The sequence below is a fragment of the Streptomyces ureilyticus genome, from assembly GCF_011045025.1.
In the GTDB taxonomy this organism is placed as follows: Bacteria; Actinomycetota; Actinomycetes; order Streptomycetales; family Streptomycetaceae; genus Streptomyces; species Streptomyces ureilyticus.
This window is the reverse complement of the sequence record NZ_JAAKZX010000016.1, coordinates 41,965-68,399: the sequence shown is the minus strand read 5'-3', so window position 1 is coordinate 68,399 and position 26,435 is coordinate 41,965. Positions and strand designations below refer to the sequence as shown.

Sequence of the window (26,435 nt, the reverse complement as noted above, 5' to 3'; positions counted from 1 at the left end):
CGGCTGGTTCCACGTGAAACATCGCCCTCAGGACCAGTCGGTGGCGGCCCGAAGCAACCATTCGTGCGCCCGCGCGATATGCGGCATGGCGAGCGTGCCAGTGCGTACCACCAGGAAGTACGTACGCAGCGGGGGCACCGCGGGATCGAGGAGTGCCACCACGTCGCCGCACTCCAGCGCCGATGCGCACAGATAGCGGGGCAACACCGCGAGCCCCGCGCCGGTGATCGCGCAGGCGAGGACCGCGCGCAAGTCGGGGACGATGACGGTGCCCGACGCTGCCGGGCGCGAGTCGAAGACGGCGGCCCAGTAGCGGGCGACGAACGGCAGCGACTCGTGCACCTCCACGACGGGGAAGTTCTCCAGAGCGGGCGCGCCCTCACACAGCGACTTTTCGGCGCCGATCCGGGCCTTCCAGCGCGGCGAGGCGACCAGGACGTGCTCCTCGTCGCAGAGCGGAGTCGCCGTGAGCAGGGCACCGCGCGGACGGGCCGTACTGATGGCGAGATCGTGATGTCCGGCGGCGAGCCCCTCCAACGTCTCCTCGGCATTGCCGAAGGAGGCCCGCAGAGCGAGGCCCTGGCCGTCCTCCCCGGTCAGCTCTGTCAACGCGGGCAGGGCGCGCTCGGCGGTGAACTCCGGCGGTCCGGCCAGGTGAAGGGTGCGTACGGACGAGGCTTCGTCGACGCCGGTCTCGGCGATCTCCACAAGAGCGTCCAGATGCGGGGCGGCCTTGTGGGCGAGTTCGTCGCCGATGGTCGTGGGGGTCACGCCGCGGGCCTGGCGCAGGAAGAGAGGCCGTCCCAGCTGACGTTCGAGGGTGCGGATCTGAGAGGTGACGGCCGGCTGCGAGAGGCCGAGCAGCGCGGCGGCGCGGGTGAAGGAGCCGGCCCGGTGCACGGTCACGAAGGTCCGTAGCAAGGCCAGATCCATGGTGTGTCGCCCCTCTCTCCAGCCCCACGGCAGCGCTCAACTATAAATAAGTCGATAGGTCGCTGTCGCTACTGTGATTGGACACTGACACAGAGTCAACTAGCCTTGTTCGCGCGGTTCTTCGCGCGCAGAACCGGGACGGTCCGAGCCACGAGGGGGGAGGCTCGGACCGTCCGCCGTCTGTACCCGTGTTACTGACCGGTCGCTCAGGAAGCCGTCACCGTGCCGACTCGTCGAGGGCGCGCAGCACATCCGCCACCAGGTCCCTGGGATCCTCGGCGCCGACCGAGAACCGGATGAAGCCCTCCTCGACCGCGTCCCCGCCCCAGCGGCCGCGCCGCTCGGCCGTGGACCGCACCCCGCCGAAGCTCGTTGCATCGTCCACCAGGCGCAGCGCCTCGAGAAAACGCTCGGCACGCGCGCGCGTGGACAACGAAAACGACACCACACACCCGTAGTGCCTCATTTGCTGCGAGGCGATCTTGTACGAGGGATCGTCGGGCAGCCCCGGATAACGCAACCCTGTCACTTCGTCCCGGCCGCGCAGCACCTCGGCCAGTGCCATGGCGCTGGCGTTCTGCCAGTCGACGCGCAGCTGGAGCGTGGCGATGGAGCGGTGTGCCAGCCAGGCCTCCATCGGCCCCGGAATCGCTCCGACGAGCTTGCGCCAGCGCCGTACGGCGGCCATGGCCGAAGCGTCGCCACCAATGACGTAGCCCAGAAGGATGTCCCCGTGCCCGGTGAGCTGCTTGGTGCCGCTGGCCACCGAGAAGTCGGCGCCGAGTTCCAGCGGCCGCTGCCCGAGCGGGGTCGCCAGGGTGTTGTCGACGGCGACCAGGCAGCCACGCGCGCGTGCCGCCTCAGCCAGCCGCCGGATGTCACACACATCGAGCCCCGGGTTCGACGGAGTCTCGAGCCACAGCAGCTTCGCGCCGTCGACAACCTCGAGCTGGGCGTCGCCGCCGGTCGGCGCGGTGCGCACCTCGATGCCGTACGCCTCGAGCTGCGCGCGTACGAGCGGCAGCACCTGATAGCCATCGCTGGGCAGCACGACCGCGTCGCCCGCTCGCAGCTGCGAGAAGAGGACCGCCGAGATGGCCGCCATACCGGAGGCGAAGACAAGCGTTTCGACGCTGTCCTGTCCAGGCGCCTCCAGCTCGCCGATGGCGCGCTCAAGGCGGTTCCACGTCGGGTTCTCATCGCGGCCGTACGTGTACGGGCCCGTGACCTCGCCAGGCAGGTGGTAGTGGGCGGCGAAGACCGGCCCCGGCAGGGCCGGCTCGTGCTTGACGGGGTCGGGCAGCCCGGCCCGCACCGCGCGCGTGCCGTCACCCACCCCAGTACCGGAATCCGTCATGCGGCCCGTCCCTCCACCTGCTCCTGAACCGCAGCGAGCAGCCCCACACTCGCCGCCTCCACCATCTCAAGGCACTCCTCGAAGCCGTCCATGCCGCCGTAGTAGGGGTCAGGTACGTCGAGGTCGTGGCCTGCGGATTCATCAGAAGGGGCGTGCGAAGCACTCCTTGAGGGGTGGTGTTCGGGCGACGGGCGGGAGTACGAGCGCAGCAGCCGGACCTTCTCCGCTTCCGCTGAGGTCGGCGCGAGGCGTCGCAGGGCCTCCAAATGGCCAGTGTCGAGCGCGATGACCAGGTCGAGCCGGGCGAACCACGAGGCCCGGAACTGGCGGGCAGTGTGGTCGCAGTCGTAGCCGTTCGCCTCCAGGACGGAGACCGTACGCGGGTCGGCGCCGTCACCCTCATGCCAGCCGCCGGTGCCGGCGCTGTCCACCTCGACCAGTCCGTCGAGCCCGGCCTCCGCCACACGTGCGCGGAAGACGGATTCGGCCATCGGGGAGCGGCAGATGTTGCCGGTGCAGACAAAGCACACGCGATAGGGCATCAGGATCGCTCAGTCCTTGTCGGGGAGGACGACATTCAGCGCCCAGGAGACGATCGAGATGATCAGGCCGCCCAGGACGGCGGTCCAGAATCCCTCGACATGGAAGCTCAGGTCGAGCTTGTCCGCGAGCCATGAGGTGAGCAGCAGCATCAGAGCGTTGATCACCAGGGTGATCAGGCCGAGAGTGAGGATGAACAGCGGGAAGGTGAGCACCTTCACGATCGGCTTGACCAGGAAGTTCACCAGGCCGAAGACCAGTGCCACGAGGAGCAGGGTGCCGATCTCCTTGCCCGTGCTGTCGCCGGTCAGGGTGATTTTGTCGAGAAGCCAAACGGCGACGGCGAGAGCGCCCGCGTTGGCGATCGTCTTGACTACGAAATTCTTCATGTGTCTGATCGTGGCAGACGAGATCGGTAACGAGTGCGGACGAGGGCGATGAAGGCATTCCGGCTGGACGAACTGGAGGCGGAACGCGCCGCCAACGACGGTGCGTATCTCCAGTTTCTACGCGAGAAGAACATGTCGGTCGGCCTGTACGCGCTGAACGCGGGCACGCAGGACCCGCAGCAGCCCCACCGCCAGGACGAGGTGTACTTCGTCGTCAGCGGCCGTGCCGCGATCACGGTGGGCATGGAGACGACGCAGGTGGCGCGCGGCAGCGTCGTCTATGTGCCCGCGGGGGTGGCCCACAAGTTCCACCACATCAGCGAGGATCTGCGGGTTCTGGTGGTCTTCTCTCCGCCCGAGAGCTGAGGTCCCGTCTCAGGGTTCCCTAGGGGAACGATCAGGGGAGGACAAGGGGTGCCGAGCCTCCGTCGGCACCCCTGTCGCGCCTAGCATCGAAGGCAGGACATTCGAGACTCGTCGACCCCTCAGCAGGGGCGGCGGGCAGAGAGACAAGGAAACAAGAGCGATGCGTGAGATCTTCGCGGGGATGCCGTGGTGGGTGAAGTGGGTCGTGGTGCCGGTCATCGCTCTGGTCGTGTTCGGCGGAGTGATAGCGAGCGTCGTCGGGTTCGTGATCGGCCTGCTCTTCAAAGTGCTGGTGTTCGTGGCGCTGGTCGGCGGAGTCATGTACGTCGTACGGAAGTTCATGGCGAGCTCGTCATCGCGAAGCGACTGGTAGAGCGCCTGGTGGAGCAGGTCGTGGAGTAGGTCGTGTGTGGCGGAAGCGAGCGGAGGGGCTTCCGCCGGGGTTGCCGACAATCGGTCGGCAATAACAGGAATCAACGATTCCCTCGGGGGAGGGAAGTTTCGGGCCAGGCCGTCCGCGAGCGGTGGCGGACGGTTAAAGTCCGGAATTCGACGCGGGGTTGATCCCCGCGGGCGGCGCACAGACCCCTCCCGTGACACCCCCGCACGGGTGGCCCCCTCGCGCTTAGGGAGTGACCCTTGGCCACTGCTGACACCGCATCCCCAGAAGAGAACGCCCCCTCCACTGAGCCGAACCCCACGACACTCATCGGATCCGTGCAGCGTGCGATGCGCCTCCTGGAATCCGCCGCCCAGCACGAGCACGGGGCGCCCGCCAAGCAGCTGGCCCGCGAGGCCCACCTCGCGCTGCCCACGGCGTATCACCTGCTGCGCACCCTGGCGCACGAAGGGTATCTGCGCCGCGACAAGGGTCTGTTCTTCCTCGGTGAGGCGGCCGAGCGGCTCAGCAGCAGCGCGGCCCGGCAGAAACGTCGCAGCACGGTTGTCGAGGCGCTCGCGCAGTGGCGCGATTCGATCGGGGTGCCCGTGTACTACGCGATCTACCGAGAGGGCGAGATCGACGTCCAGTGCGTCGCCGACACCCCCGCCAATCCGGCGGTCGAGGAGTGGGCCGACTTCCGCGAGACCGGGCACGCCCACGCAATCGGCCAGTGCCTGCTGTCCCAGCTCGACGAGGAGGCCCGCCGCGACCACCTCGACCGGTATCCCGTGCAGTCGATCACTCCGTACACGGTGCGTGACAATCACATTCTGTTGCGGCGCCTCGACGGGACCAAACGCATGCAGCCCGTGGTCGAGCGTCAGGAATACGCGTTGGGGACGGTCTGCGCCGCGATTCCGATCATCGCGGGCACCACGGTCGGCTCGATGGCCATCTCACTGCCCGCCCACCAGGCGGACCGACTGCTGCCGGCGGCACGGCAGTTGCAGAACGAGATCGGCAGGCTGCCAGGGACGCTCGCCCTCTCTATCAGCATCTGAAAACTCACTCCTTGTGATCTGGTGTGTACGTTCAGCAAGATGCCAGCAGTGTCAGGTGGATGGTTCCTGGCCAGTCGACGTCAGACGGCGGGGTAGGCGATGCGCGAGTCAGTAGTACAGGCAGAGATCATGATGAGCTTTCTTGTGTCGGAGGAGCTCTCCTTCCGCATCCCGGTGGAGCTTCGATACGAGACCTGTGATCCCTACGCCGTGCGGCTGACTTTCCACCTGCCCGGCGATGCCCCGGTGACCTGGGCGTTCGGCCGGGAGCTGCTGATCGACGGCGTGGGGCGACCGTGTGGGGTCGGTGATGTGCACATCTCGCCCGCCGGCTCGGAGGGGTTCGGTGATGTGCTGATCCGGCTCCAAGTGGGCGTCGACCAGGCGCTGTTCCGCTGCGGTGCGGTGCCGCTCGTGGCGTTCCTCGACCGCACGGACAAGCTGGTGCCACTGGGCCAGGAGCACTCCCTCGCCGACTTCGACACACATCTCGACGAGGCCCTGGACCGCATCCTGGCGGAGGAACAGAGCGCGGGTTGAATCGTACGGTGCACAGGGTGCCGTAACGCTTCAGCGCTTGCGGCGGCGGCCCTTCCCCCCGAGTACCGGCGTCCTGACGCCCGCTTGTGCCTGCTCCGGTGCTCGTGCCGACGTCGGCGTCTGTGCCTCAGACGCAGAGCCGGGGCGGTCCGCCGAGACCACGAGAGCGGCCAGGGCCGTAGTGACCGGCACGGAGGCGACCAGGCCGATTGAGCCGACGAGCGTGCGCACGATCTCCTCGGCGACCAGCTCACTGTTGGCCACCGTCCCTACGCCGCTCTGAGCGATGGAGAACAGCAGCAATAGGGGAAGTGCGGCGCCCGCATACGCGAGGACGAGCGTGTTGACCACGGACGCGATGTGGTCCCGGCCGATACGGATGCCCGCGCGGTACAGCCCGCGCCGACCCATCGACGGATTGGCCGCGTGCAGCTCCCAGACCGCCGACGTCTGCGTCACCGTTACATCGTCGAGTACACCGAGCGAACCGATGATGACGCCCGCGAGCAGCAGACCGCTCATGTCGATGCTCGGATAGAGGCCATGGATCAGACCGGTGTTGTCGTCCGTGTTGCCGGTGAGCGCGGACCAGTCGATGAACAGTGACCCGAGAATCCCGATCAGCAGGAGCGAGACCAGGGTGCCGAGCACCGCGACCGATGTTCGGGCGGACAGTCCATGGCAGGCGTAGAGGGCGATCAGCATGATCGCGCTCGCCCCGACGACCGCCACTACCAGGGGATTCGAGCCCTGAAGTATCGCGGGCAGGATGAAGAACGTCAGAAGAAGGAAGCTGACGGCCAGCGAGATCAGCGCCATGACTCCGCGCATCCGGCCCACCACGACCACGGCGATCGCGAAGATCCCTGCAAGCAGCGCCATCGGGAGCCTGCGGTTCACGTCGGTGACCGAGTACTGGAGGTCCCTGGGGGCGTCGGGCGCATACGCCACGATCACCTCCTGCCCCTGGCTCAGCTGCCGAGACGAGTCCGGCTGGACGATCTCCGTGAAGGTACGGCCCTTGTCCTTGCCGGTGTCGACCCGGACCGTCGCCTTCTTGCAGACGCCGGTCGCCTGCTGCTGAGCGGAGGATCCCTCGGCGGTCGAGGTGTCGCCGGTCGGCGTTCCACCCGAGGCATTGACGGACTTGCAGTCCACCTCGTCGACCTTGGTCACCGTGGCCTGCTGGGTCTGCCGGTCGAAACCGACGCCGGTGCGTTCATGGGGTGGGGCACCGCCGGGCCACAGCACGGCCAGGCCCACGACGACCGCCGTGGCGAAGGGAATCAGCACCGCGGCGATGACCTTGCGCAAGTGTTTGGAGACGGGGGCTGGAGGGCCATGGCCATGGCTATGTGCATGGCTGTGGCCATGACCGTCGCCGGAGCCGTGGTTGTCGCCGGGGCCGGGCCCCTGCGGCGGTTCGGACGGGGGAAGCGGGGGCTGATGCGTTGTAGTCACCGACCGATCATCGCAAGAACAGAAGGGGCCCACTGTTCAGCGCGCCCAACATGACGCTAGCGTGGAGGGACCTTTTGCACACGCGGGAGCTCGGAGCACCGGGCTGAGAGGGCGCTGACCTCCGTCCCAGCGATGTTTCACGTGGAACATCGCCGTACGGAAACCGCTGCGTCGACCGCTGAACCTGTTACCGGGTAATGCCGGCGTAGGGAGTAGGTCTCATGACCAACAAGGACGTACGCACGCCTGCCTCGAGCCAGACGGACGGGGACTCTGCCTCGTCCGGGAACGGCGAGGCCGGGAAGTCCATCGGCTGGCACAAGGCGTATGTCGAGGGTTCGCGCCCCGACCTACGGGTGCCGGTCCGTCAGGTGCACCTCACCAACGGGCAGTCAGTCACCCTGTACGACACCTCCGGCCCGTACACCGATCCGACCGTCGACACCGATGTCCGCAGGGGTCTGGCGCCGCTTCGTGAGAACTGGATCATCGCCCGCGGCGACACCGAGGAGTATGCGGGCCGTCCCATCCGCCCAGAAGACGACGGGATCAAGCACACGTCGCCGCGTGGCGGACTGCGCAACCTCGACGCAGTCTTCCCGGGACGTCCGCGCCAGCCGCGCCGGGGCCGCAGCGGTACGGCCGTCACACAACTTGCGTACGCACGACGCGGCGAGATCACACCGGAAATGGAATTCGTGGCGGTCCGCGAGAACGTCGACCCCGAGGTCGTACGCGAGGAGATCGCCGCAGGACGAGCCGTGCTGCCCGCGAACGTCAACCACCCGGAGATCGAGCCGATGATCATCGGCAAGCGATTCCTGGTGAAGGTGAACGCCAACATCGGCAACTCGGCGGTCACTTCCTCCATCGAGGAGGAGGTCGAGAAGATGACCTGGGCGACCCGCTGGGGCGCCGACACGGTCATGGACCTGTCCACCGGCCGCAATATCCACACCACCCGCGAGTGGGTGCTGCGCAACTCCCCCGTCCCCATCGGCACGGTCCCGCTCTACCAGGCGCTCGAGAAGGTCGACGGTCGCGCCGAGGAGCTGACCTGGGAGATCTACAAGGACACGGTCATCGAGCAGGCCGAACAGGGCGTGGACTACATGACCGTGCACGCGGGCGTGCGCCTGCCGTACGTACCGCTCACCGCGAACCGCAAGACCGGCATCGTCTCGCGTGGCGGCTCGATCATGGCGGCCTGGTGTCTCGCGCACCACAAAGAGTCGTTCCTCTACGAGAACTTCGAAGAGCTGTGCGAGATCCTGGCGGCCTACGACGTCACGTACTCGCTCGGCGACGGGCTGCGGCCCGGCTCGATCGCGGACGCCAACGACGCAGCCCAGTTCGCGGAGTTGAGGACGCTCGGGGAACTCAACACGATCGCCAAGCGTTTCAACGTACAGACCATGATCGAGGGCCCGGGACATGTCCCGATGCACAAGATCAAGGAGAACATCGACCTTCAGCAGGAGATCTGTGATGAAGCTCCGTTCTATACGCTCGGCCCGCTGACGACGGACGTCGCGCCGGCGTACGACCACATCACCTCCGGCATCGGTGCTGCGATGATCGCCTGGTGGGGCACGGCCATGCTCTGCTATGTCACGCCCAAGGAACACTTGGGCCTACCCAACCGTGACGACGTCAAGACAGGCGTCATCACCTACAAGATCGCGGCCCATGCAGCGGACCTCGCCAAGGGACACCCGGGCGCACAGGAGTGGGACGACGCCTTGTCGGACGCCCGCTTCGAGTTCCGCTGGGAGGACCAGTTCAACCTGGCCCTCGACCCTGACACGGCCCGGGAGTTCCATGACGAAACCCTCCCGGCCGAGCCCGCCAAGACGGCTCACTTCTGCTCGATGTGCGGGCCGAAGTTCTGCTCGATGAAGATTAGCCAAAGCATCACAGAGCAGTTCGGCGGTACGGCTGCTGCCGGGGCGTCTCCCGAGGAGGTCGCTGAGGGGATGCTGCAGAAGTCGAAGGAGTTCGCGGCGAGCGGGAACCGGGTGTACCTGCCGATCGCAGACTGAGCTCACCTGCCGGTGGTCCGTGCTCTCTGGTCGGTCTTACAGCCGACCGGGAGTGCAGACCACCGCGTCTCCCCGACCTCAACTTCTGCTCTGAACTTCACTTTTCCGAGGCTGGAGGAAGCGGCAAGGGTCATGCTGCTTCGCATGAAGTCGAAGATGAAGCGGATCGCCTTCACCGTGGTCCTTGCACTGGCAGTTACCGGGTACGTCCTCCTGCTGTGGCACGGCCCCTGGTGGGTCGATGGAGCCCACCTCCGCAGCAAGGACCTTCAACCTGCTGACGGCGTCGTCATCACCGGCTTCCGCACCATGCTCGTTGCGCTTGGCGTGGGGGCGGTAGCGGCTGTCAGCCTCTACTACACGCATCGCAACCACGTCTTGGGTCTGCGGCAATACGAGCAAGTTCAGGAGCAGTTTGAGCATACGAGGATCCGTGATCAAGAACAGTCTGAACTAATCCGTGAAGGCCAGGTCACGGAAAGGTACGTTGAAGCGATTAAGCTGCTGGCGTCCGAGAACCTCACGGAACGACTCGGCGGCATCTACGCGCTAGAACGAATCATGAGGGACTCCAAGAAAGATCACGCAACCGTCATCGAAGTGCTGGCCGCCTTTGTCCGAGAGCGCGCCGCCGCTGGGAACGAAGAGGGCGCTGACGAGAAGGACGTCAAGCCTGATGAGGACGTACAGGCTGCGCTAACTGTCCTTGGGCGGCGACCGATCCATGGTGACGGCCCCTCATACATCGACCTTCGTCACACAGATCTCCGTGGTGCGGACTTGAGCGATGCCAAGCTCGATCAGGTCGACCTGAGGGGCGCCCGCTTGCAGCGGGCTCACTTCGCACGAGCCTTTCTGCGGGATGCGGTCTTCCAGGGCGCTGCACTTCACAAGGCCGACTTCTCCTTCACACACCTCAACGGCGCGATCTTCTACCAGGCTGGTATGGAGGAAACCGCGCTATGGCAGGCCGACGCGAGGAATGCCGTCTTCTCTTACGCCAATATGGAGCGGGCTCGGCTGAGGGAAGCCAACCTTCAGGGCGCTGCCTTCCTTCACACTCAAGTGCCGTCCGCTGAGTTTCACGACGCTGACTTTACGGGTGCCGTTCTCAAGGACGTAGATCTGTCCCGTTCTGAAGGCTTGCGGATCGAACAACTTTCCGTTGCAGTACTGGCTGATATCAAAGACCTTCCTCCAAGTATTGGTTTCGAAGAGCTTGAGAAGGCCAAAGGGAGCCTCTCCTCAATTCGAGCTCGTGAGTGATGTGCCTGGGCGCGTAGTGGGCGGCTGGGTAGCAAGCCTCCTTATGTCACTCGGCAGAAGAGGGTGAGCTTGCGGGCATGGGTATACCACCGCCTCCTGGCCACGGGGTGGCCGACCTCCTCGAGCAGCAGACGGGGGCATCATGTGAGGAAGTTTACGTGGCGCTTAAGCTGTTCTCGCACTTGTCAGGCGAGGTGATCTACGGCCGGTAATCTTCGGTAATGAACGATGGCTGGCATTATGGCGCACTGCTAATGTCCATCCGCTGGTGTCACCCCCGGGGGATTAGGTGGTTTTCCGATGCTGGCCAATGTCGTTTGTGCCTTTTCGTCGATAAGATGGGTTATCAGGTGCTGGGCCGCCCCGAAGAGAACTGCCCAAGCGAGGATCTGTATCGGCGTGTCCAGTGCGCTCAGTCCGGGAAGGAACGCGCCACTGATGAACACAACGCCAACAAAAGCCGATAGCGCTCCTAGGGGAAATTTCAGCGTGGCCGCCGCCAGGGGTAGGGCATATGGGGACGTGTGGCTGTCATGTATCCTTCTTAGGGCCGCAATTGTCGTCAGTGCGGCGCCGATAAGTCCAGCGAGCTCAACCGAGAGGACGTCCAAGGGGTCGGCATAGTCGTCCAGGAAGCGTTTCCCATCGGCTGCTTCACTGTTGAGAACATTTTCCGCCCCCGTAGGACAGACGACCACTCTTTCAGGCATTCTATTAGGAGGATCATCGACGATTAGGTCACCCTTCTGTGGGTGATCAAAGCACATGCTCAGGGTCTGTGGATCGATGGCACCCCAAACGGCGATCAATACCGCGAACACCATGGTGAATCCGGTCGCCACCCACAAAATGTTGGTGAATATTCGAACTCGCCTCGTTCTTATGTCGAGTGCCCAGTAGGAAATACCGAGTGCCTGAACCACGATGAATCGATCCTGTGGCGATATAACTCCTTTCCCGTGGTGAGAGGTCTTACATTCACCGACCGATTGTCCGGACGCGCATGAATCTTTACAGTGCGGAGTGCATCTAAGCTCATTTAGGACATTCTCTGCTTGGTCTCGCTGCGGACTGCCCTCCTGGAGGTAATTTTGCACCATCGCCTTGACGTAGCTACCGCGAGCTCGCAGTTCATCGTCCGAACTTAGAGCAAGAAGATTCACTTCGGCGGCGCGCACATTGGCCCATATTCGTTCTAGCTTATTGGCCCTCTTGAACCGGTTGAACCATCGTTGCTTTTCTATGCATGACGCTTCTGCAATCCTTAGATGCTTCCTGACGCCAGCGATGAGTTTTCTCCGTTCGCAATCCTCTCCTTCCTCATCCCTGCATTCCTGGCGGTCAATCTCTGTTCGTAGATAGGAAATCCAGGCAAGGGGAAGTTCGAGCCAGGGGGCCTTGGAGCTTGCCTGTTCTGCCGTCCGCTCAGTGACACTCTCCACTGCCCTTTCAGCAGCAAGATCGGCCGCGCGCTGCACTTTTTTATCTCCCCGGCTTCCTAGCCAGCGGGCTTTCTTCTTGGTCCTTGGGGTCTGTTTCTCAGGCACCGGAGTTACCTCATCTGACTGAGATAGATCACTGGCAGGCGGCAGTGGCACCCGCCACCGCGCTTTCCAGTACGACATGGCGGGAAGTCCCCGGCGCGACGATTACTCCATCCGGGTGAGCGCGGAGGTTGCTATGCGTGCAGGCGTTGCCTCCCCCGGAAGCGGCGAACTCGACCAGGGCCGTGAACGCTCTACACGTCCTCGTCCGAGCTATGGGCAGCAGGTACGGTCGTGGTCGTGTCCGGCGTGCGTCGGGTTGGTCACCCGTTGGCGTGCGCTGGTTGATCGCGCGCGACTAGGGGAGCTGGTGCGGGCATGGCGGTTGACGCTGCTCGGGGTTCGGAAGAGGGGTTCACGTCGGCGGGGGCTACGCGGGTGATGGCTGCCGCGTGCCGGGCTGCGGGGCTCGACGACAGAGGCGCGGAGTTGATCCGCCTCGGGGAGAACGCGTTGTTCCGGCTGGCCTCGGCTCCGGTGATCGTGCGTGTGGCCCGTGGGGAAGAGTGGCTGCCGAAAGCGCGTGTCGAGGTGGCCGTTTCGCGGTGGCTGGCAGAGGAGGGGTTCCCTGCGGCTCGTATCGTTGAGGATCTTGAGCAGCCGTTCGTGATCGAGGGGCACCCGGTGACGTTCTGGCATCTGATCGTTGAGGGTGATCGGAAGGCGACCTATGGGGAGTTGGGGGGCGTCCTGCGGGATCTGCACTCTCTGAGGGTGCCGGACGGGCTTGAGCTGCCCTCGTTCGAGCCCTTCGACAAGCAAGACTTGCGGCTCAACCGGGCCGTGATCCCGGAGGATGACAAGGTCTTCCTGCGGAAGCGGTGGCGGGAACTGCAAGACAAGTACGCGGAGTTGCGGTTCGAGACTCCCAAGGGCCCGGTGCACGGTGATGCTCATGTGCAGAACCTCATGGTGGACGATCAAGGGCAAGTGATCCTGATCGACTTCGAAGCCTTCTGTTTCGATCACCCGGAGTGGGACCTGATGGTCACCGCTGTGGAGCACCACAGCCTTGGGTGGCAGACCGACGAGCAGTACGCCGACTTCGTCGCCGCGTACGGGCGGGACCTGTACGACTGGGAGGGGTACGAGACGCTGCGTGGCCTGCAAGAGTTCGGCATGACGACGTGGCTCATGCAGAACGTGCAGGAAGACGAGCAGACGGCGGCCGAGTACCGCCGGCGCATCGCCGGGCTGCGCAATGACGACGCGCCTCGGGACTGGCGGCCCTGGTAGCGGCTACTCGTCGTCCTCCAGGCGGGCGAGTGCGTCGTGCACCTGGTCGTTGAAGGCGGCCACGATCGGGTTCGCCGCGTGAGTGCTGACCTCGCGCTGGAAGTCGGTTACGTAGCGCTGGAAGCGTGACGACTGAAGGGTGTCACCGCCCTCAAGGGCCAGACCGGCTGTCGTGACGGCGGCTTCCAACTCGCCGTTCAGTAGCTGGCTCTGGGCGAGCACCATGCGGCAGAACCCGAGTGTGCGGGCGTACTTCGGGTCGGTCCTGTCCACTGCCCGCTGGGCGTATTCGACGGCGTCGCGGCGCTCTTTGAGGTCGCGGAGGCAGTGGCAGATCTCGCCTTCGAGCTCGGCGGCGTCCATGTAGCTGAGCCAATCCGGGTCCGTGGCGGTGTCGGCGCGCTCGAAGTAGCGTTCGGCGTCGTTCATGGCTCGGCCAGCTCCGCGGGCGTCTCCAGCGTTGGCCAGAGCGCGGGCTTCGTGGGCCGCGAACAATGACATGGCGCGGGGTGTGGACTGCCCCTTGCCGCCTTCCAGGGAGGCGCGCGCCAACTGGATGGCTTGGGCGTGGTTGCCGAGATAGTTGGCCTGGTGGCTGAGGTTGGTGAGGATACGGGCGCCGAACATGCGATCCCCGTTCACCTGGGTCAGGCGCAGCGTGGAGGTCAGGTAGCGGTGGGCGAGCTGGTGGTTTCCGGTGTCGTACGCGGTCCACGCGAGTAACTGGGAGACCTCGGCGGCGGCGCCGAACAATGCGTTGCCGACCTTCTCGCTGTGGCTGGCATCGAGCAGGGGGAGAACTTCCTCGCGGAAGTAGTGGCGCAGTGCCTTGTGGCCGCGGCCTCCGCCGTACTTGAAGTCGAGTTGCATGAAAAAGCTGGCAGCGTCTCGGATCGCGTGTACGTCGCGCATGCCGACGCGTTGGTGAGCGGGCCTGTCAGCCTGGACGCCGTCGGGGCGCGCGATCATCCATGACAGGACGGCAGAGCTGAGGTCGCCGTCCGCGATGACCAGTTGGTCCGGGGCCGGGGCCGGGGCCTCGACGCGTTCGTCGGCGAGTCCGCCCAACATGGTCAGCACGTCGGGGACGGTGCTCGGATAGCCGATCGGTTGCGGAGTGGCTGACCGAGCGTGGTCGAAGAAGCCGAGATCGCCGGGTGTGATGCGGCGGCCCAGCTTGGCGCCGAGTACGTCCGCCATGATCGCCGCTGTCTGGGGCTGGATGCCTGAGCCGTCCCGCCATCGCTGCACGGATACGTGCGTTGTTCCGAGACTCGTGCCGCGCTGCGCGGCGGCATCCCGCATTCGCTTCGCGAGCCCCTTGTTCGAGACCTTCGCTTCGTCCATGACGGCGGCTAACTGCACGTTCGGCTCTCGGCTCATGCTCCCCTGCCAACCCGAGAATGACGGCGAGTATCCATCGTGTCACAGCAGACACGCCTTGGGGGGTTCACCGGTGAACCCCCTCTGCCTTTGCGGGTGTTCACGTGAACCCCCTGGTGAACGCTCCCGGCCATGCCCTCCGCGTCGTGTACTGGCTTGCCAGAAGCGAGCGGTGCCGTAAGGCCCGCCGAGGGGTTCGGAAGGGGACCTGATGGACGCCAGAAAATCCGAGCACGTGGTGAACGAATTGGACGCGTTCGCTCACTGGTTCGCGGCGCCGGAACCGTCCTCCGCCGGGCACTTCCTGGCGCTGACGCTCTTCGCCGAGTTCCCCGACACCGTGCGCGTGGCGCGCGACATGACGGCTACGTTCCTTCAGGGCGCGGGCGTGGAAGACCTCGTGGACGATGCCCGGCTGGCCGTCTCGGAACTGGTCGGGAACGTGGTGAACCACGCGTCGCCGGACCGCTGCCTTGCGCAGCCCGGCAGTGCTCGGCGCATCGACGTGACGTTCAAGTTGTGGCCCAAATGGCTGTTCATCGGCGTCGCTGACGAGGACTCGACGCCTCCGGTGCTTCCCGCAGGAGAGGCGTTCTCTCCGGGGTTGATGGGGGAGCTGTCGGAGGCGGTGTTGCCCGACACGGGCCGTGGGCTGCTGATCGTTCAGCGTCTGGCCGTGGCCGTCTGGTGGACGCCGGAAGAGCGGGGCGGCAAGACAGTCTGGTGCCGCTTCGACCTCGACGGCGGAACTACGGACAGACCGCATTGATGATCTCCGGGCCGCTGCCTGTTCACTCCCCCGCGATCGGGAGTGGGCGGCGGCCCGGACACCGGCCGGAGTCTGACCCCTCCGGCCAAACGGCGCGGCTCCTCGGTACCACCGGGGGCTCCCCTCCCGACTGAGGGGCCGCGCTCACAACCTCATACCGAGACCGGACCACCCCCGCGCCTGGCAGCAACCGGGGTGGTCCGGCAAGGGGACGCAGCGGTCCCCGGTGCCTGATGGTACCGGGGCCGCTGCGCTGCGTTTCTGCCCTGGGCCAAAGAGAGTTGATGATCCGTTACCTAGAACAGGGCAGAGGTGGGCAAGGTGACTGGCGCGGGTGAGGACTGGCTGAGTGACGGGCTCGACGTCGAGGGCGCGGACTCCGGCTTGTGGGTGCCTGCCGTCGATTACGTGGCGGGCTGGCGCAACGCTCGGGAGACGGCCGACAGGCTGAACCGTGCGCTTCTCGCTGCCGGGTTCGAGCTGTCGGAGGTGCGTGCGGTCGCATCGACCAACGGTGAGGGGCGCGGGGTCGTACGGGTCGCGGGCTGGCCGGACGCCGTGGACCGGCTCGCCGAGCTCCTGGAGGAACTCGCAGACGGCGACGGCGGTGCAGCATGAGGCGCCTTTGTCCTGGTGAACGCCGCACGTGGGCACGTCGCCGGCCGCAGAGACTTTGGGCGGTAGCTGCCATGGGGCGAGTGACCAGGGGGCCTTACGCTCGCCAGCGGATCGGGCAGTCCTTGGAGCTGCCCGCAATAGCCCGATCGGCCCCCTGGTCTTCGAGGCTCGCCCCATGGGAGCTGCCTAAAGTCTCGGAGGCCGTCGACCCCCAGCCCCGTGCGCCCCGACCTGAGACGGCCGGTCGACGCCTCGCCTCCTCGGGCGTTCTGCGGTGCGGGGCGTCGGGCGACCGGACGGGACCGGCGGACACGCCGCACGCCCGGCCGGGGCGGCCGGGCGCCCCGGCGCGCCGCAGGCGCGCCCTTGAGGAAGTGAAGAGGGTTTCGACCGATGGCCGTCGGCGCTCAGGTGCGGGCGCGCCGCGCGGGCTGCTTGTCGGCGGTGATCCGGTAGGCGAGTTCGGCACGGTCCGCACCGACGCGCAGCTCTTCGAGGATCAAGGGGCGGTCGTCAGTGCCGTGCGTGATGCGGGCCAGGTGCAGGATCGGTGTCGCGTCCGGGAGCTGGAGCGTGGTGCGCTCGTCGGGCAGCGGCATGTGGGCGCGGACCGTCTCGGACCACCACAGCTTGTGCCCGGCCTGGGTGAGTACCCAGTAGATCGCAGCCGGTCGCTTGCACGGCTCCTCAGCAAGCAGCGGGACGCCCTCGGCCACCTCGAAAGGGATCAGCGTGCGGTGCATCGCACGCGTACCCGTGCCGGAGTCGACGAGCAGCCGGTCACACCCGAACAGCGCTTCCTCCTCGCCGAGTTCGAGCAGTCGCCCCGTGGCCTTCGTTGTACGCGTCCGGTACGTGCTCGGCTCCTCGGCCTCGTCCCACACGTCGCCGTTGGGCATGACGAACCGACCGTCCGCCGTGCGGCTCACGCGGCGCTCGATCGTGAGCGCGGGCTGGCCGTCGGCGCGTACGAAACTGCCCTTGCCGTGACGGACATCGATCAACCCTTCCGCACGCAGGGCCGCGATGGCGTTGCGGACCGTCGGGCGCGAGACCCCGTAGCGGGCCATGAGCTGAGCCTCGGACGGCAACAGCGAATCCGGCGCGAACTCGCCCGCGAGGATCGCCTCACGGATCGCGGCGGCCACCTGCTGGTACAGGGCTCCGGGGCGCTGGATCTCCGTCATCTGGGCACCTTCGGGTTGAGGTTGTAGTCACGTCGCACGCGTGACATCACTCGTCAGCATAAGTAGTTGACTCCCGTCCGTACAGAACCTCATAGTCATAACTCGTAAGGACAAGTGACGTCCGAATGTGTCGGGCGTCCTGACTGGCCAGGGAGGCCACGAAATGCAGTCCATTCCCGTGGACACGGCGCGGCTCGGCGTACTGCGGTGCGCCATCGCGCCCGAAGCAAAGATCAGCAACTCCGAGACACAGGAGGTGAAGAAAGACCGCGACGGCAACACGATCTACACCGTGGCCGTCACGGTGCGGCAGGACCGGCGGCGTATCTCCGTGATCGAGATCGCCGTGAGCGGTGAGCCGAAAGGCATCGAGGAAGGCCAGATCCTCAAGGTCACCGGACTGACCGCGTTCGCGTGGTCGATGGGCGACCGGCACGGGATCAGCTTCCGCGCTGACGCCATCACGCCCGTGCACGGAACTCCCGCGCACGCCAAGGGCGGTGGTGCGTGATGAGCGGTCCGATCGCGCTGGCCTTCGGGCTCGCCCTGCTGGCCTGGGTGCTCGTCGTGGGTGATCTGGTGCGGCGGCATCGTCCGGCCTGGCACTGGTACATCGCCGGATACCCGGTGACCGTGTGCCGGGTCCTGATCACCTGGCGCAAGGTCGCGATGCTCAACGACCTTGCCGTGTCGCGCCGTCCGCCGCGCGGGCTGCTCGGCGACCTGGTGGTCAAGGGCGATCCGCTGCGGCCGGTGGCTCCGCGGATCTCGTTCCCGCGCGCCAATCGCATGGGCCTGACCGTGACCGTGCGCCTGCACGCGGGCCAGACCCCGGCGACGTACCTGAAGGCAGCCGATGCCCTCGTACACGCGTGGAAGGTCCACGCCGTGCGGGTCACGTCGCCGGAACGCGGGCTCGTGCTGTTGACCGCGACGGCCAGTGATCCGCTGGAGCGGCCCGGCTTAGCGACGGCTCCCGCCGTGCTGCTGTCCGCGCTCATCGGCGCACTGGAGAGCGGAGGCGCGTGGGTCATGGACCTGCGGCTCGTGCCGCACTGGCTTATCGCGGGCGCCACCCGGTCCGGCAAGTCCACCCTGCTGGCCCGGGTGATCACCCAACTCGCCCCGCAGCCTGTCGCCCTGGTCGGCATCGACTGCAAGGGCGGCATGGAACTCGGCCTGTTCGCAAGCCGGTTGAGCGCTCTTGCAACATGCCGACGCGAAGCGGTCGCAGTGCTTACCGCGCTCGTCGTCGACATGCAGGACCGCATGAGCGCGTGCCGGTCGGCGGGAGTCCGCTCGATCTGGGAACTGCCCGACGAACTGCGGCCGGTACCGGTCGTGGTGCTCGTCGACGAGATCGCGGAGTTGTACCTGTCCGACGGCACGCGGGAGAGCAAGGCGGAAGCCGAACAGTGCTCCACGCTCCTCCTGCGCCTGGCGCAGCTGGGTGCCGCGCTCGGCATGCACCTGGTCGTTGCCGGGCAGCGCGTCGGCTCGGATCTCGGGCCCGGCGTCACCGCGCTGCGGGCCCAGCTCGGCGGCCGGATCTGCCACAGGGTCAACGACCCCGGCACGGCCGAGATGACCTTGGGCGACCTCAACAAGGACGCGGTGACCGTCGCGCAGTCGATCACTGCGGAGGAACGGGGCGTGGCCGTGTGCACCGGCCCGGACGGCGGTTGGAGCCGGGCCCGCTCGCACCTGACGCCGACGGAAGAGGCCGTGGCGACGGCACGGAAGCACGCCGCCATGACCCCGGAACTGCCCGCCATAGGCCGCGCTCTCGCAGGGCTGGAAGGAGACGACAAGTGATCAGCGAAGGTACGGCGTTCACGTTCGCGGTGATCTTCGGGATCATCACCGTCCTCCTCGTCCGCTCCCGCGACGTCCGTGCCTGGGAAGCGGTCTGCGTCGGCCTCTTCGGCGTCTACCTCGGCCAGACCCCCGTGGTCTTCACCGTCCACGGGCTCGTCACCTGGGTCATCAGCGGCTTCTCCCACACCTGAGCAGAGAAAGGAAACGTACGCCATGCCCATGAGCCGAGTGAGGTGCCCCATCTGCAAGGGCGAAGGGGCCCGTAGGACCTGGACCGGACGGCGTCGGCGCTGCCGCGTCTGCCGGGGCACCGGAACCATCCGCTGATCCGCACACACCACACCCGACCGAGCGAGGAGTGATCCCCATGGACGACTGCGCGCCACCAACCATCACCCGTGCCGCTGCGGCGGCCCACCCCGGAAGGTCACCACCATCACACCCGAGTTCACCTCGGCTGACAGGCGCGCCGCCCTCGACCGCGCGGCGCGCCTGCGTCAGCTCCCCGAAGCAGACCGCGACGCGCTACGTATCGCCCAAGACCCCAAGTTCCCTCGCTGGCTGGAGCAGATCACCGCCACGGGCGGCTGCTCCCACCCCGTCCACCTGTGCGGCGCGACGACCACCCTGGACGCGGCGACCGGCGAGATCCTGCACCACTACGACACCCGCACCGAACCCGGTGAACGGCTCTCCGTCCGCTGCCGCAACAGGCGCGCGACCGTCTGCGCCCCGTGCTCCCGCCTGCACGCGGGCGACACCTTCCACCTCGTCCGTGCGGGCCTGATCGGCGGCAAGAACGTCCCGGCGACGGTACGCAACCGGCCCCGGCTCTTCGTGACACTCACGGCCCCGTCCTTCGGTCCCGTACATCGTGCCGGGGAGCTGTGCCGTCCCCGCCGCGACGGCGGTACGTGCGAACACGGTCGCCCTGTCGGCTGCAACGCCGTTCACGATCCCGCCGAGCCTGACGTAGGTCAGCCGCTCTGCCCCGACTGCTACGACTACGCCGCGCACGTGCTCTGGCACGCGCACGCGGGCAAGCTCTGGGACCGATTCGTCATCGGCGTCCGGCGGCAACTCGCTACGGCGGTCGGCCTGACGCAGTCCCGTTTCCGCGACCATGCGCGCCTGTCGTTCGCGCGCGTCGCCGAATACCAGCGGCGTGCGGCCGTCCACGTCCACGCCGTCGTACGCCTCGACGGCCCGGCCGGACCTGACGACGAACCACCAGCCTGGGGCACTGCGGACCGGCTCATCGACGCAGTGCGTGCGTCCGCCCGGCGGGTTCTGGTCCGCACGCCCTACAGCCGCGCCGTGGGTGAGCTGGCACTGCGCTGGGGCGTCCAGGTCGACGCTCGGCCGCTCCGCGTCGACGGCACTGGACCCGACGATGACGCTGTGGCGGCGTACGTGGCCAAGTACGTCACCAAAGGAGCGAGCGAGACAGGCGCCGGCATCGACCACAAGGTCACTACCTGGGACGACATCGAGGCGGCGGCGGTCTCCGACCACGTCCGCACCCTCATGCGTACCTGCTGGCGCCTCGGCGGCCTCCCCGAGTACGCGCCGCTGCACCTGCGCACCTGGGCCCACACCCTCGGCTACCGGGGCCACATCCTGACCAAATCCCGCGCTTACTCGACGACATACGCGGCCCTGCGCGCCGACCGGGCCGAACACGTGGGACTTGACACCGTGCCCGGCACGGTCACTGATGCGCACTGGCGCTACGTCGGCTCCGGCCACACTCCGGGAGCTGCGCTCATCGCTGCTGGCATCGCCGATGACCTTGCCAGAGGGCGCGAGTTGGCGCGGGAGGACCCTGGTCTGTGGGCGGTGATGCCGTCTGAGTAGCCCCCGAGCGACACGCGCCGATCCGGAGCGGGAGGAAGCGGCGGCCGTCAATGCATGGATCGAGCGGCATCTACGCGAATCTCCCCCGCTCTCCGATGATCAGTTGCGAAGTGTGGGGGAGATCCTTGGGCTTCAGCTCACTCGCCGGAGGACCGCCAAACCGGCTTAAGGAGGTCGGGATCAAAGGTCTTGTTGCCCTTCCCGCCGGGCACCGCGACCACCGCGCTCAGAACCTTCTTGATCGCATCACGCTTCTGGGTGATCGTCTTCGACTTCCACGCCTTCGCGATGTCCTCTTGCGCCGACTCGGCTTCGGCTTTCAACGCCTCGTGCTTGGCCTCGTCGGCACGCAACTCCTTGATTCGCCTCTCCAGGACCGGGAGGTTGCGGAAGAACGTCTCGTCGTCGATGTCCGTATCTTCGTCGTCGTGCCAACGACGCTCCAGTTCGTTGCGGCTCTTGATGGCACGTTCCAACGCCTCGGTCTTGTCCCAGTCAGGCACGTCCTGGGCCTTGCTCGCGGCGTCCTTCTCCAGCTTCGCGATCACCAGTTTCTCGATGATCTCGTCCGTCTTGTCGCCCCGCTTGTACGTCTTATTGCAGCCGCCGTCCACGGTCTTTTTGCACATGTAGGCGTGCTGGTACTTGAGCCAGTCGTTCGCCTTGATCCCGATCATCTTGTTGTTGCAGGTCGTGCCGTCCTCCAGCACGTTGCCGCAACGGAGAATGCCGGTCAGAAGGTACTTGTGGACTAGCCCACCGCGAGGCATGCCGGTCCCGCCCCCGCGTTCCCTGATCTTGGCAGTGACGGCGAACCACTGCTTTGGCGTGATGATCGACTTCCACTCGCCCACGATGGGCTGGTCGTCGCCGTCGCGGACAATCTCGCCCTTGATCTCGCGGTAGCCACAGAGCCGTGCGTTCATGAGGACCTGCTTCACGGTCTGGTACTGGAAGGGGTTGCCGCGACTCGTGATGAACTCGGCCTCCTTCCACCGCCGGGTGATCTCCGAAATGGAGGCTCCCGCGATCACGTCCTCTACGGCCTGGCGGATCGCTTCCGCTTCCTCCGAGCGCAAGGTGACCTTGTCGTCCTCCCATCCGAAGGGGCGCCAAGCTGCGACGGCCTGCCCACGGACCGCACGGCTGCGATGGCTGTTCCGGCTTCGCCGCTGCTTCTTCCTCGTCTCGCTGAGCGACATGGCGACACCCACAAGTCCCTTGATCTCGAACCCCTCTGCGTACAGATCCTGCACGCCGTTCGAGTCGTGGTAGACGCGTCCCTCGTGAGAGGTGAACGCCTTCAGGTACCGCTCCCAGTCGCTCGGACGCCGGTACAGACGGTCGTCGTTCACGGCCATGACACCGTGGATCGGGTAGCCCTCGGGAGTCGTTCCTGTCGCAAGATCGCTGATCAGCTGCTCGAAGTCGTCGCGAACAACGCCTTCTTTGCTGGCGCTCTTGTCGTTGTCCGTGTAGCGGTAGACGACCAGCCACCCGAACCTGCGGGCGGCGTCGGTCATGTCGCGGTGCTGATCCTCGATGCCGTGGGCGTCCTTCACTCGGCCGTCGAACGAGATCCGCGCGTAGCAGACGACGCACTTGAGATCGGGATCGGCGGCAACCATGGCGCGGACTTCCTCGACGGACGGCAGTCCCTCAGGTACGCCTCGTAAGTTGCTGATGACCTCTTCGCGCTTGCCCACGGGTCCCCCTCGGTCCACTGAACGGGCTGGTGGAACGACTCTAGCGCATGTGTGGTTTTAAGTAATACTCAGTTCGATGAAGATCTCCCAGGACATCCGCCGCGAACACGGTGGTACGCAGGCGGAGATCGAGGAAGGAATGGTGCAGAAGTCGAAGGAGTTCGCGGCCAGCGGAAACCGGGTGTATCTGCCGCTCGCGGACTGAACCTGGTCCGGGCACGGCGGCAGCACACCGCTCCGGGCACAGCGACAGCGCACGGCTCCGGGCTCCGGCCCTCGACTTCGTGGTCGTGGGCCGGAGTGACCGTACGGCTTGTCCGGCCGGCCGGGCGTTCGGGGTCCCGGTTCGGCTGCCTCTGGTCTCGCCCGGCCGTCCCTACTCCGGCTGATGCTCCGGTCCCCCGAAGTCCGGGCTTGAGAAGTCCGGGCTCGAGTAGCGGGGGCGGGGACCTGCCGCTGGGCCGCCGTCGGGGCTGCTGAAGCCCGGGCGGTTGTAGCCGAGATGGGGGATTCGGCTGGTCGGTCGTGGCGGTGTCGTACGGCCGAGGGCAGCTGAGCCCGGGTCGGCGAGTGCCTCTCGGAGGAACGGCATGATGCCGCGCTCCAGAAGGGCCTCGTGCCAGGCTTCCCTGGCCCCGGTCAGCTCCTCACTGCGTTCACCTCGCGCGTCGGCCTGCAGCGAACTCTCTCCGTTGCGGAGTGCGGTGAGCAGCAGACCGACCGCGGCGATCAGGATCGCGGCCGCGGTCACCGCGCCGAAGACCCACCCGGTGGTGAGGAGGGTCTGGGCGAATGCCGGCTCGGGGTTGAGCATCTTCAGGAGGTAGCCGACGAGTAGGAAGATCGCCGAGGCGGTGCCGGCGAGGACGGGAGTGAGTACCGCGGCGACGGCGACGGCGCCCGCCCCGGCGGCCTCCCCCACCGTGGCGGCGAGCCCCACCGCGCTCGTGCCCGGGTCCGTGGAGCCGGATCCTTCGTGGACGCGTGAGGTGGGCGGCGCCGGCTGGCGCAGTTCCTCACGGACCTTCACGTAGTGCTGGTATTCGGTCGCCGCGGCCGCAGTGATGAGAGCGGAGGCGTCGAGCGCCATGGTGCGCAGTTGTTCGGGGTTGAGGCGCTGGCCGACAGCGGCGAGTTCTGGACGGTTTGGTGCGGAGCGCAGCGCCTCATCGAGGATCCGCTCGTACTCTTGGCGGTCCTCGCTCAGCAGGTGCTGCGGAACGCTGTTCATGTGCATCCCCCGATGCTCCGTAGGGCTTGGGGCTCGGCATGCTGACGAGCCGTCGGGCAGAAACGGAGGGGAGCCTGCTACGGATAAGCTGATGGTAGAGCCGGGACGGCACGAGGTGACAGGGGGTTTCCAGAAATTGCCCCTCGGTAGGCCCTGTCCCAGGTGGAAGAACGCCTGCCCGGAAAAGGGTCAGCTATCCAGGGGCAGTTGCTGGACCAATAGCTTTCCGGCCATGGTCACGCCGCCGTCCATCGCGATGGCCAGCCCGTCCGCGTACACATGCGGTCCTTCGACCACCGGGCCCGCGGAATCGTCGTCTTCCTCTGAGCCGACCTCGCCGAGAAGGTACGGAATGGGACTGTGACCATGAACGATCCGGGAGCCGCCGTACATGTCGAGGAGTTCGCGCACGGCCTGCGCGCCCCCGTCGTCGCGGAAGGCGAAGCGCTTGGTGAACTTGCGGAAGAGGTCCCAGCATTCATCCGCGTCGTTGCGCGTGAGGGCTTCGCGGACGGTGTCGTTGACCGCCTCGATGGAGTCGCCGTAGTCGAGATAGGCGGTGGTGTCGGAGTGCACCAACAGGTGCCCGTCCGCCAGCTCCATCGCGTCGAGGCGGGCCATCCACTGCAGATGGTGATCTTCGAGGCGTTCCATATCGGTCTTCTGGCCGCCGTTGAGCAGCCAGGCGGCCTGGAAAGTAGCCGTACCGGCACCGGAGTTGACGGGGGTGTCGCCGAATCGCTTGGCGCCGAGCAGCAGCAGCTCGTGATTGCCCATCAGCGCCTTGCAGTAGCCGCCGGCCGCGGCGGCCTCGGCGGACAGCCGCATCACGAGGTCGATGACGCCGATGCCGTCGGGCCCTCGGTCGGTGAAGTCCCCGAGGAACCACAGCCGTGCGGTGCCCGCCGACCAGCGGCCGTCGATGTCGATGAGGCCCTTCTCGCGCAGCGCGGCGACGAGTTCGTCGAGGTAGCCGTGCACGTCGCCGACGACATACAGCGGGCCGGGCCCGGCGGTGGACTGCGGGACGGTCGCGGCTTCGGGGCTGACCGGCACCTGAAGGGTGTCACCGCGGTTGATGACGGGCAGATCGCGCTGCGTCGGCGTGTAGCCCTCGTCGTCCTCACCCGGTCTGGTGCCTTCGCCGGGAGGCATCTGCTGCGCATGAGGCGATTGTTGCCAATGGGGTCCGGGCTGGCCGTACGGGCCGTAGGGCTGCGCATACGGATCGGCTTCGTGGACGTCCGTAGGCGCGCGGAAGTCGCGCACCGTCGGCGTCCGCACCTCGGGTCCCTGACCGGCCCCCTGAGTCATCGACCCCTCCACCACCATCGCGCCGCATCTGCACCGCATTGGACTGCCTGGTCGCAGCGGCCCGCGGTGTCGTGCGCCCATCATAGGAATGCGGATCGCGCCATGTGATGACCCAGGGGTGGTGAATCGGGGCAGGACCGCAGTTCACCGTGGTTTTCTCCCGAATTGGGAGGGGCCTTCTCACCGGATGTCACCGCCTGAGGTCACCTCTCCTCGGGTGATCGGGGCGGGCTGACGGTCGTACGCGTCGGCCGTCGATCGGAGGAGGACCGCACGATCAACTCCGTGGGTATCACCTGCTCGACCGGTTGGTCTGATTCGACCCCCTCGATTGCGTCGATGAGGAGCTGGACCACGGCTGTGCCGATGTGACGCGGCTTGAGCGAAAGAGTAGTGAGGGGCGGCTCGGTGTTGGCGTACACGGCGGACTCACTGCAGCACACGAGCAGCAGATCCTCCGGTACGCGCAGACCGTAGCGGCGGGCGGCCGCGAGGAGGTCGGTGCCGTTCGGGTCGAACAGTCCGTACACGGCGTCGGGCCGGTCGGGCCGGGCGAGCAGCCGGTCGGCGGCGGCGGATCCCGCGCAGGGATCGTGCGCGGGGTAGGCCTCGTACACCGGCTCCTGGCCGACGCGCTCGCACCAGCGCAGGTACGCGGTCGTCGACAGATGTGTGTACGTGTCGGTCGAGGTCCCGGTGAGCAGGCCGATCCGGCGGGCTCCCGCGTCGGCCAGGTGGTCGAGGATGCCCAGGACCGCGGCTTCGTGGTCATTGTCCACCCAGGCGGTCACCGGCAGCGAGCCGGCGGGGCGGCCGTCGGAGACCACCGGTAAACCCTGCCGGACGAGTTCGCTGACGACAGGGTCCTGGTCGGAGGGGTCGATGACGACGGTTCCGTCCAGGGCCACGTTCGACCACACGTCGTGCCGCGAGGTGGCGGGGAGGATGACCAGGGCGTAGCCCCGGGCGAGCGCGGCCGAGGTGGCGGCTCTGGCCATCTCCGCGAAGTACGCGAACTCCGTGAAGGTGAAAGGTTCATCCCCGTAGGTCGTGACGGTCAGGCCGATGAGGCCCGACTTTCCGGTACGGAGCGTGCGGGCCGCGGCGGAAGGGCGATAGCCCAGCCGGTCGGCGACCTCGCGGACATGGCGTCGGGTGGCGTCCGGGAGCCGGCCCTTGCCGTTGAGTGCGTCGGACACGGTCGTGATGGAGACCCCCGCGGCGGCGGCCACGTCTCTGATGCCCGCCCGGCCCGGCCGACTGCTTCGACGGGAGGTCTCCGCCCGGCTCACCTGGTGCTTCCCTGCTGCTGTCATGGCGAGCCGATAGTAGGGCTCATGCGGTGGGGTAGTGCGGGCGCATATTCACTCGTTGACAGGCACGTTTCTGCAAGGTCGACAGCACTCAATTGGCTTGGAAAGGAAGGTAGTTGAGC

At 66.6% G+C, this 26,435-nt stretch carries 25 protein-coding genes and 1 pseudogene; 14 read left to right on the top strand and 12 right to left on the bottom strand.

The genetic code is table 11. The features are described from left to right. Positions 1-27 precede the first annotated feature (27 nt). The 4 genes from G6048_RS08060 to G6048_RS08045 form a co-directional block, all read right to left on the bottom strand. Positions 28-933, bottom strand: coding sequence for a LysR family transcriptional regulator (locus tag G6048_RS08060; RefSeq protein WP_165338750.1), 906 nt, complete (start codon positions 931-933; stop codon positions 28-30). A 217-nt stretch (positions 934-1,150) separates the two neighbouring features. Further along, positions 1,151-2,290, bottom strand: a complete 1,140-nt coding sequence (locus G6048_RS08055) for a cystathionine gamma-lyase (protein WP_165338749.1) — start codon at positions 2,288-2,290, stop codon at positions 1,151-1,153. After that, positions 2,287-2,832, bottom strand: coding sequence for a low molecular weight protein-tyrosine-phosphatase (locus G6048_RS08050; RefSeq protein ID WP_165338748.1), 546 nt, complete (start codon positions 2,830-2,832; stop codon positions 2,287-2,289). Before G6048_RS08050 ends, G6048_RS08055 begins: the two co-directional genes overlap by 4 nt. A 9-nt stretch (positions 2,833-2,841) precedes the next feature. Beyond that, positions 2,842-3,219: a phage holin family protein gene (locus G6048_RS08045; RefSeq protein WP_165338747.1), complete on the bottom strand. Its 378-nt coding sequence runs from the start codon at positions 3,217-3,219 to the stop codon at positions 2,842-2,844. Between the two features lie 48 nt (positions 3,220-3,267). Here G6048_RS08045 and G6048_RS08040 point away from each other — a divergent pair, with 48 nt between their 5' ends. The 4 genes from G6048_RS08040 (at position 3,268) to G6048_RS08025 (ending at position 5,568) form a co-directional block, all read left to right on the top strand. Further along, the gene (locus tag G6048_RS08040; protein WP_033321271.1) at positions 3,268-3,585 is read left to right on the top strand and encodes a cupin domain-containing protein; all 318 of its coding nucleotides are present in this window, start codon (positions 3,268-3,270) and stop codon (positions 3,583-3,585) included. Between the two features lie 160 nt (positions 3,586-3,745). Beyond that, complete coding sequence (locus tag G6048_RS08035; protein ID WP_165338746.1) at positions 3,746-3,958, top strand: DUF5326 family protein; 213 nt, start codon at positions 3,746-3,748, stop codon at positions 3,956-3,958. A 356-nt stretch (positions 3,959-4,314) separates the two neighbouring features. After that, on the top strand, positions 4,315-5,028 hold the full coding sequence (locus G6048_RS08030; RefSeq protein ID WP_165338769.1) for an IclR family transcriptional regulator: 714 nt from the start codon (positions 4,315-4,317) through the stop codon (positions 5,026-5,028). Positions 5,029-5,127: 99 nt separating this feature from the next. After that, on the top strand, positions 5,128-5,568 hold the full coding sequence (locus G6048_RS08025; protein ID WP_165338745.1) for an SsgA family sporulation/cell division regulator: 441 nt from the start codon (positions 5,128-5,130) through the stop codon (positions 5,566-5,568). A 30-nt stretch (positions 5,569-5,598) separates the two neighbouring features. On the opposite strand, the gene G6048_RS08020 is transcribed toward G6048_RS08025, so the two are convergent. Then, on the bottom strand, positions 5,599-7,029 hold the full coding sequence (locus G6048_RS08020) for a YibE/F family protein (RefSeq protein WP_165338744.1): 1,431 nt from the start codon (positions 7,027-7,029) through the stop codon (positions 5,599-5,601). A 221-nt stretch (positions 7,030-7,250) separates the two neighbouring features. On the opposite strand from G6048_RS08020, the gene thiC reads away from it, so the two are divergent. Then, a complete protein-coding gene (gene thiC, locus G6048_RS08015) occupies positions 7,251-9,071 on the top strand; it encodes a phosphomethylpyrimidine synthase ThiC (RefSeq protein ID WP_165338743.1) in 1,821 nt (606 codons plus the stop codon). Between the two features lie 144 nt (positions 9,072-9,215). Next, on the top strand, positions 9,216-10,337 hold the full coding sequence (locus tag G6048_RS08010) for a pentapeptide repeat-containing protein (protein WP_165338742.1): 1,122 nt from the start codon (positions 9,216-9,218) through the stop codon (positions 10,335-10,337). Positions 10,338-10,588: 251 nt separating this feature from the next. Here the strand turns inward: G6048_RS08010 and G6048_RS08005 are convergent, their stop codons facing one another. Continuing rightward, a complete protein-coding gene (locus G6048_RS08005; RefSeq protein WP_165338741.1) occupies positions 10,589-11,884 on the bottom strand; it encodes a hypothetical protein in 1,296 nt (431 codons plus the stop codon). 315 nt (positions 11,885-12,199) lie between these two features. On the opposite strand from G6048_RS08005, the gene G6048_RS08000 reads away from it, so the two are divergent. Further along, a complete protein-coding gene (locus G6048_RS08000) occupies positions 12,200-13,117 on the top strand; it encodes a phosphotransferase enzyme family protein (RefSeq protein WP_165338740.1) in 918 nt (305 codons plus the stop codon). A gap of 3 nt (positions 13,118-13,120) precedes the next feature. Here the strand turns inward: G6048_RS08000 and G6048_RS07995 are convergent, their stop codons facing one another. Continuing rightward, positions 13,121-14,500, bottom strand: a complete 1,380-nt coding sequence (locus tag G6048_RS07995; protein ID WP_165338739.1) for a tetratricopeptide repeat protein — start codon at positions 14,498-14,500, stop codon at positions 13,121-13,123. Positions 14,501-14,711: 211 nt separating this feature from the next. On the opposite strand from G6048_RS07995, the gene G6048_RS07990 reads away from it, so the two are divergent. Together G6048_RS07990 and G6048_RS07985 are read left to right on the top strand one after the other, a co-directional pair. After that, positions 14,712-15,269, top strand: a complete 558-nt coding sequence (locus tag G6048_RS07990; protein ID WP_165338738.1) for an ATP-binding protein — start codon at positions 14,712-14,714, stop codon at positions 15,267-15,269. 321 nt (positions 15,270-15,590) lie between these two features. Then, positions 15,591-15,887 carry a hypothetical protein gene (locus G6048_RS07985; protein ID WP_328825706.1) on the top strand — a complete coding sequence of 99 codons (297 nt, stop codon included), beginning with the start codon at positions 15,591-15,593 and terminating at the stop codon, positions 15,885-15,887. A gap of 407 nt (positions 15,888-16,294) precedes the next feature. On the opposite strand, the gene G6048_RS07980 is transcribed toward G6048_RS07985, so the two are convergent. Continuing rightward, positions 16,295-17,074 carry a GntR family transcriptional regulator gene (locus G6048_RS07980; RefSeq protein WP_165338736.1) on the bottom strand — a complete coding sequence of 260 codons (780 nt, stop codon included), beginning with the start codon at positions 17,072-17,074 and terminating at the stop codon, positions 16,295-16,297. A 163-nt stretch (positions 17,075-17,237) separates the two neighbouring features. Here G6048_RS07980 and G6048_RS07975 point away from each other — a divergent pair, with 163 nt between their 5' ends. The 4 genes from G6048_RS07975 (at position 17,238) to G6048_RS07960 (ending at position 20,749) form a co-directional block, all read left to right on the top strand. Beyond that, complete coding sequence (locus G6048_RS07975) at positions 17,238-17,585, top strand: SCO3933 family regulatory protein (protein ID WP_165338735.1); 348 nt, start codon at positions 17,238-17,240, stop codon at positions 17,583-17,585. Beyond that, on the top strand, positions 17,585-18,889 hold the full coding sequence (locus G6048_RS07970; RefSeq protein WP_165338734.1) for an FtsK/SpoIIIE domain-containing protein: 1,305 nt from the start codon (positions 17,585-17,587) through the stop codon (positions 18,887-18,889). The genes G6048_RS07975 and G6048_RS07970 overlap by 1 nt, the downstream gene beginning before the upstream one ends. After that, positions 18,886-19,083 (top strand): hypothetical protein, encoded by a 198-nt coding sequence (locus G6048_RS07965; protein ID WP_149513641.1) that lies wholly within the window; start codon positions 18,886-18,888, stop codon positions 19,081-19,083. The genes G6048_RS07970 and G6048_RS07965 overlap by 4 nt, the downstream gene beginning before the upstream one ends. A gap of 301 nt (positions 19,084-19,384) precedes the next feature. Then, the gene (locus tag G6048_RS07960) at positions 19,385-20,749 is read left to right on the top strand and encodes a replication initiator (RefSeq protein WP_165338768.1); all 1,365 of its coding nucleotides are present in this window, start codon (positions 19,385-19,387) and stop codon (positions 20,747-20,749) included. 137 nt (positions 20,750-20,886) lie between these two features. Here the strand turns inward: G6048_RS07960 and G6048_RS07955 are convergent, their stop codons facing one another. Next, positions 20,887-22,455 carry a recombinase family protein gene (locus tag G6048_RS07955; RefSeq protein ID WP_328825705.1) on the bottom strand — a complete coding sequence of 523 codons (1,569 nt, stop codon included), beginning with the start codon at positions 22,453-22,455 and terminating at the stop codon, positions 20,887-20,889. Positions 22,456-22,528: 73 nt separating this feature from the next. Between G6048_RS07955 and G6048_RS07950 the strand changes: the two are divergent. Beyond that, positions 22,529-22,660, top strand: a pseudogene (locus tag G6048_RS07950) (thiamine biosynthesis protein ThiC); the annotation flags it as partial. A 171-nt stretch (positions 22,661-22,831) separates the two neighbouring features. Here the strand turns inward: G6048_RS07950 and G6048_RS07945 are convergent. From G6048_RS07945 to G6048_RS07935, 3 genes are all read right to left on the bottom strand, one after another. After that, positions 22,832-23,692 carry a hypothetical protein gene (locus G6048_RS07945; RefSeq protein WP_165338733.1) on the bottom strand — a complete coding sequence of 287 codons (861 nt, stop codon included), beginning with the start codon at positions 23,690-23,692 and terminating at the stop codon, positions 22,832-22,834. A gap of 183 nt (positions 23,693-23,875) precedes the next feature. Continuing rightward, positions 23,876-25,000 (bottom strand): metallophosphoesterase, encoded by a 1,125-nt coding sequence (locus G6048_RS07940; protein WP_165338732.1) that lies wholly within the window; start codon positions 24,998-25,000, stop codon positions 23,876-23,878. A 203-nt stretch (positions 25,001-25,203) separates the two neighbouring features. Beyond that, a complete protein-coding gene (locus G6048_RS07935; protein WP_165338731.1) occupies positions 25,204-26,316 on the bottom strand; it encodes a LacI family DNA-binding transcriptional regulator in 1,113 nt (370 codons plus the stop codon). Between the last annotated feature and the right edge of the window lie 119 nt (positions 26,317-26,435).

Bases quoted from the DNA above. Each gene is read 5' to 3' on its own strand.
- G6048_RS07970 (WP_165338734.1), top strand. From the start codon at position 17,585: ATGAGCGGTCCGATCGCGCTGGCCTTCGGGCTCGCCCTGCTGGCCTGG.
- thiC (WP_165338743.1), top strand. From the start codon at position 7,251: ATGACCAACAAGGACGTACGCACGCCTGCCTCGAGCCAGACGGACGGG.
- G6048_RS08025 (WP_165338745.1), top strand. From the start codon at position 5,128: ATGCGCGAGTCAGTAGTACAGGCAGAGATCATGATGAGCTTTCTTGTG.
- G6048_RS08000 (WP_165338740.1), top strand. From the start codon at position 12,200: ATGGCGGTTGACGCTGCTCGGGGTTCGGAAGAGGGGTTCACGTCGGCG.
- G6048_RS08040 (WP_033321271.1), top strand. From the start codon at position 3,268: ATGAAGGCATTCCGGCTGGACGAACTGGAGGCGGAACGCGCCGCCAAC.
- G6048_RS07940 (WP_165338732.1), bottom strand. From the start codon at position 25,000: ATGACTCAGGGGGCCGGTCAGGGACCCGAGGTGCGGACGCCGACGGTG.
- G6048_RS07995 (WP_165338739.1), bottom strand. From the start codon at position 14,500: ATGAGCCGAGAGCCGAACGTGCAGTTAGCCGCCGTCATGGACGAAGCG.
- G6048_RS08050 (WP_165338748.1), bottom strand. From the start codon at position 2,832: ATGCCCTATCGCGTGTGCTTTGTCTGCACCGGCAACATCTGCCGCTCC.
- G6048_RS08030 (WP_165338769.1), top strand. From the start codon at position 4,315: ATGCGCCTCCTGGAATCCGCCGCCCAGCACGAGCACGGGGCGCCCGCC.
- G6048_RS08035 (WP_165338746.1), top strand. From the start codon at position 3,746: ATGCGTGAGATCTTCGCGGGGATGCCGTGGTGGGTGAAGTGGGTCGTG.
- G6048_RS08010 (WP_165338742.1), top strand. From the start codon at position 9,216: ATGAAGTCGAAGATGAAGCGGATCGCCTTCACCGTGGTCCTTGCACTG.
- G6048_RS07935 (WP_165338731.1), bottom strand. From the start codon at position 26,316: ATGACAGCAGCAGGGAAGCACCAGGTGAGCCGGGCGGAGACCTCCCGT.
- G6048_RS08055 (WP_165338749.1), bottom strand. From the start codon at position 2,290: ATGACGGATTCCGGTACTGGGGTGGGTGACGGCACGCGCGCGGTGCGG.
- G6048_RS07980 (WP_165338736.1), bottom strand. From the start codon at position 17,074: ATGACGGAGATCCAGCGCCCCGGAGCCCTGTACCAGCAGGTGGCCGCC.
- G6048_RS08045 (WP_165338747.1), bottom strand. From the start codon at position 3,219: ATGAAGAATTTCGTAGTCAAGACGATCGCCAACGCGGGCGCTCTCGCC.
- G6048_RS07990 (WP_165338738.1), top strand. From the start codon at position 14,712: ATGGACGCCAGAAAATCCGAGCACGTGGTGAACGAATTGGACGCGTTC.
- G6048_RS07975 (WP_165338735.1), top strand. From the start codon at position 17,238: ATGCAGTCCATTCCCGTGGACACGGCGCGGCTCGGCGTACTGCGGTGC.
- G6048_RS07945 (WP_165338733.1), bottom strand. From the start codon at position 23,692: ATGCACATGAACAGCGTTCCGCAGCACCTGCTGAGCGAGGACCGCCAA.
- G6048_RS08060 (WP_165338750.1), bottom strand. From the start codon at position 933: ATGGATCTGGCCTTGCTACGGACCTTCGTGACCGTGCACCGGGCCGGC.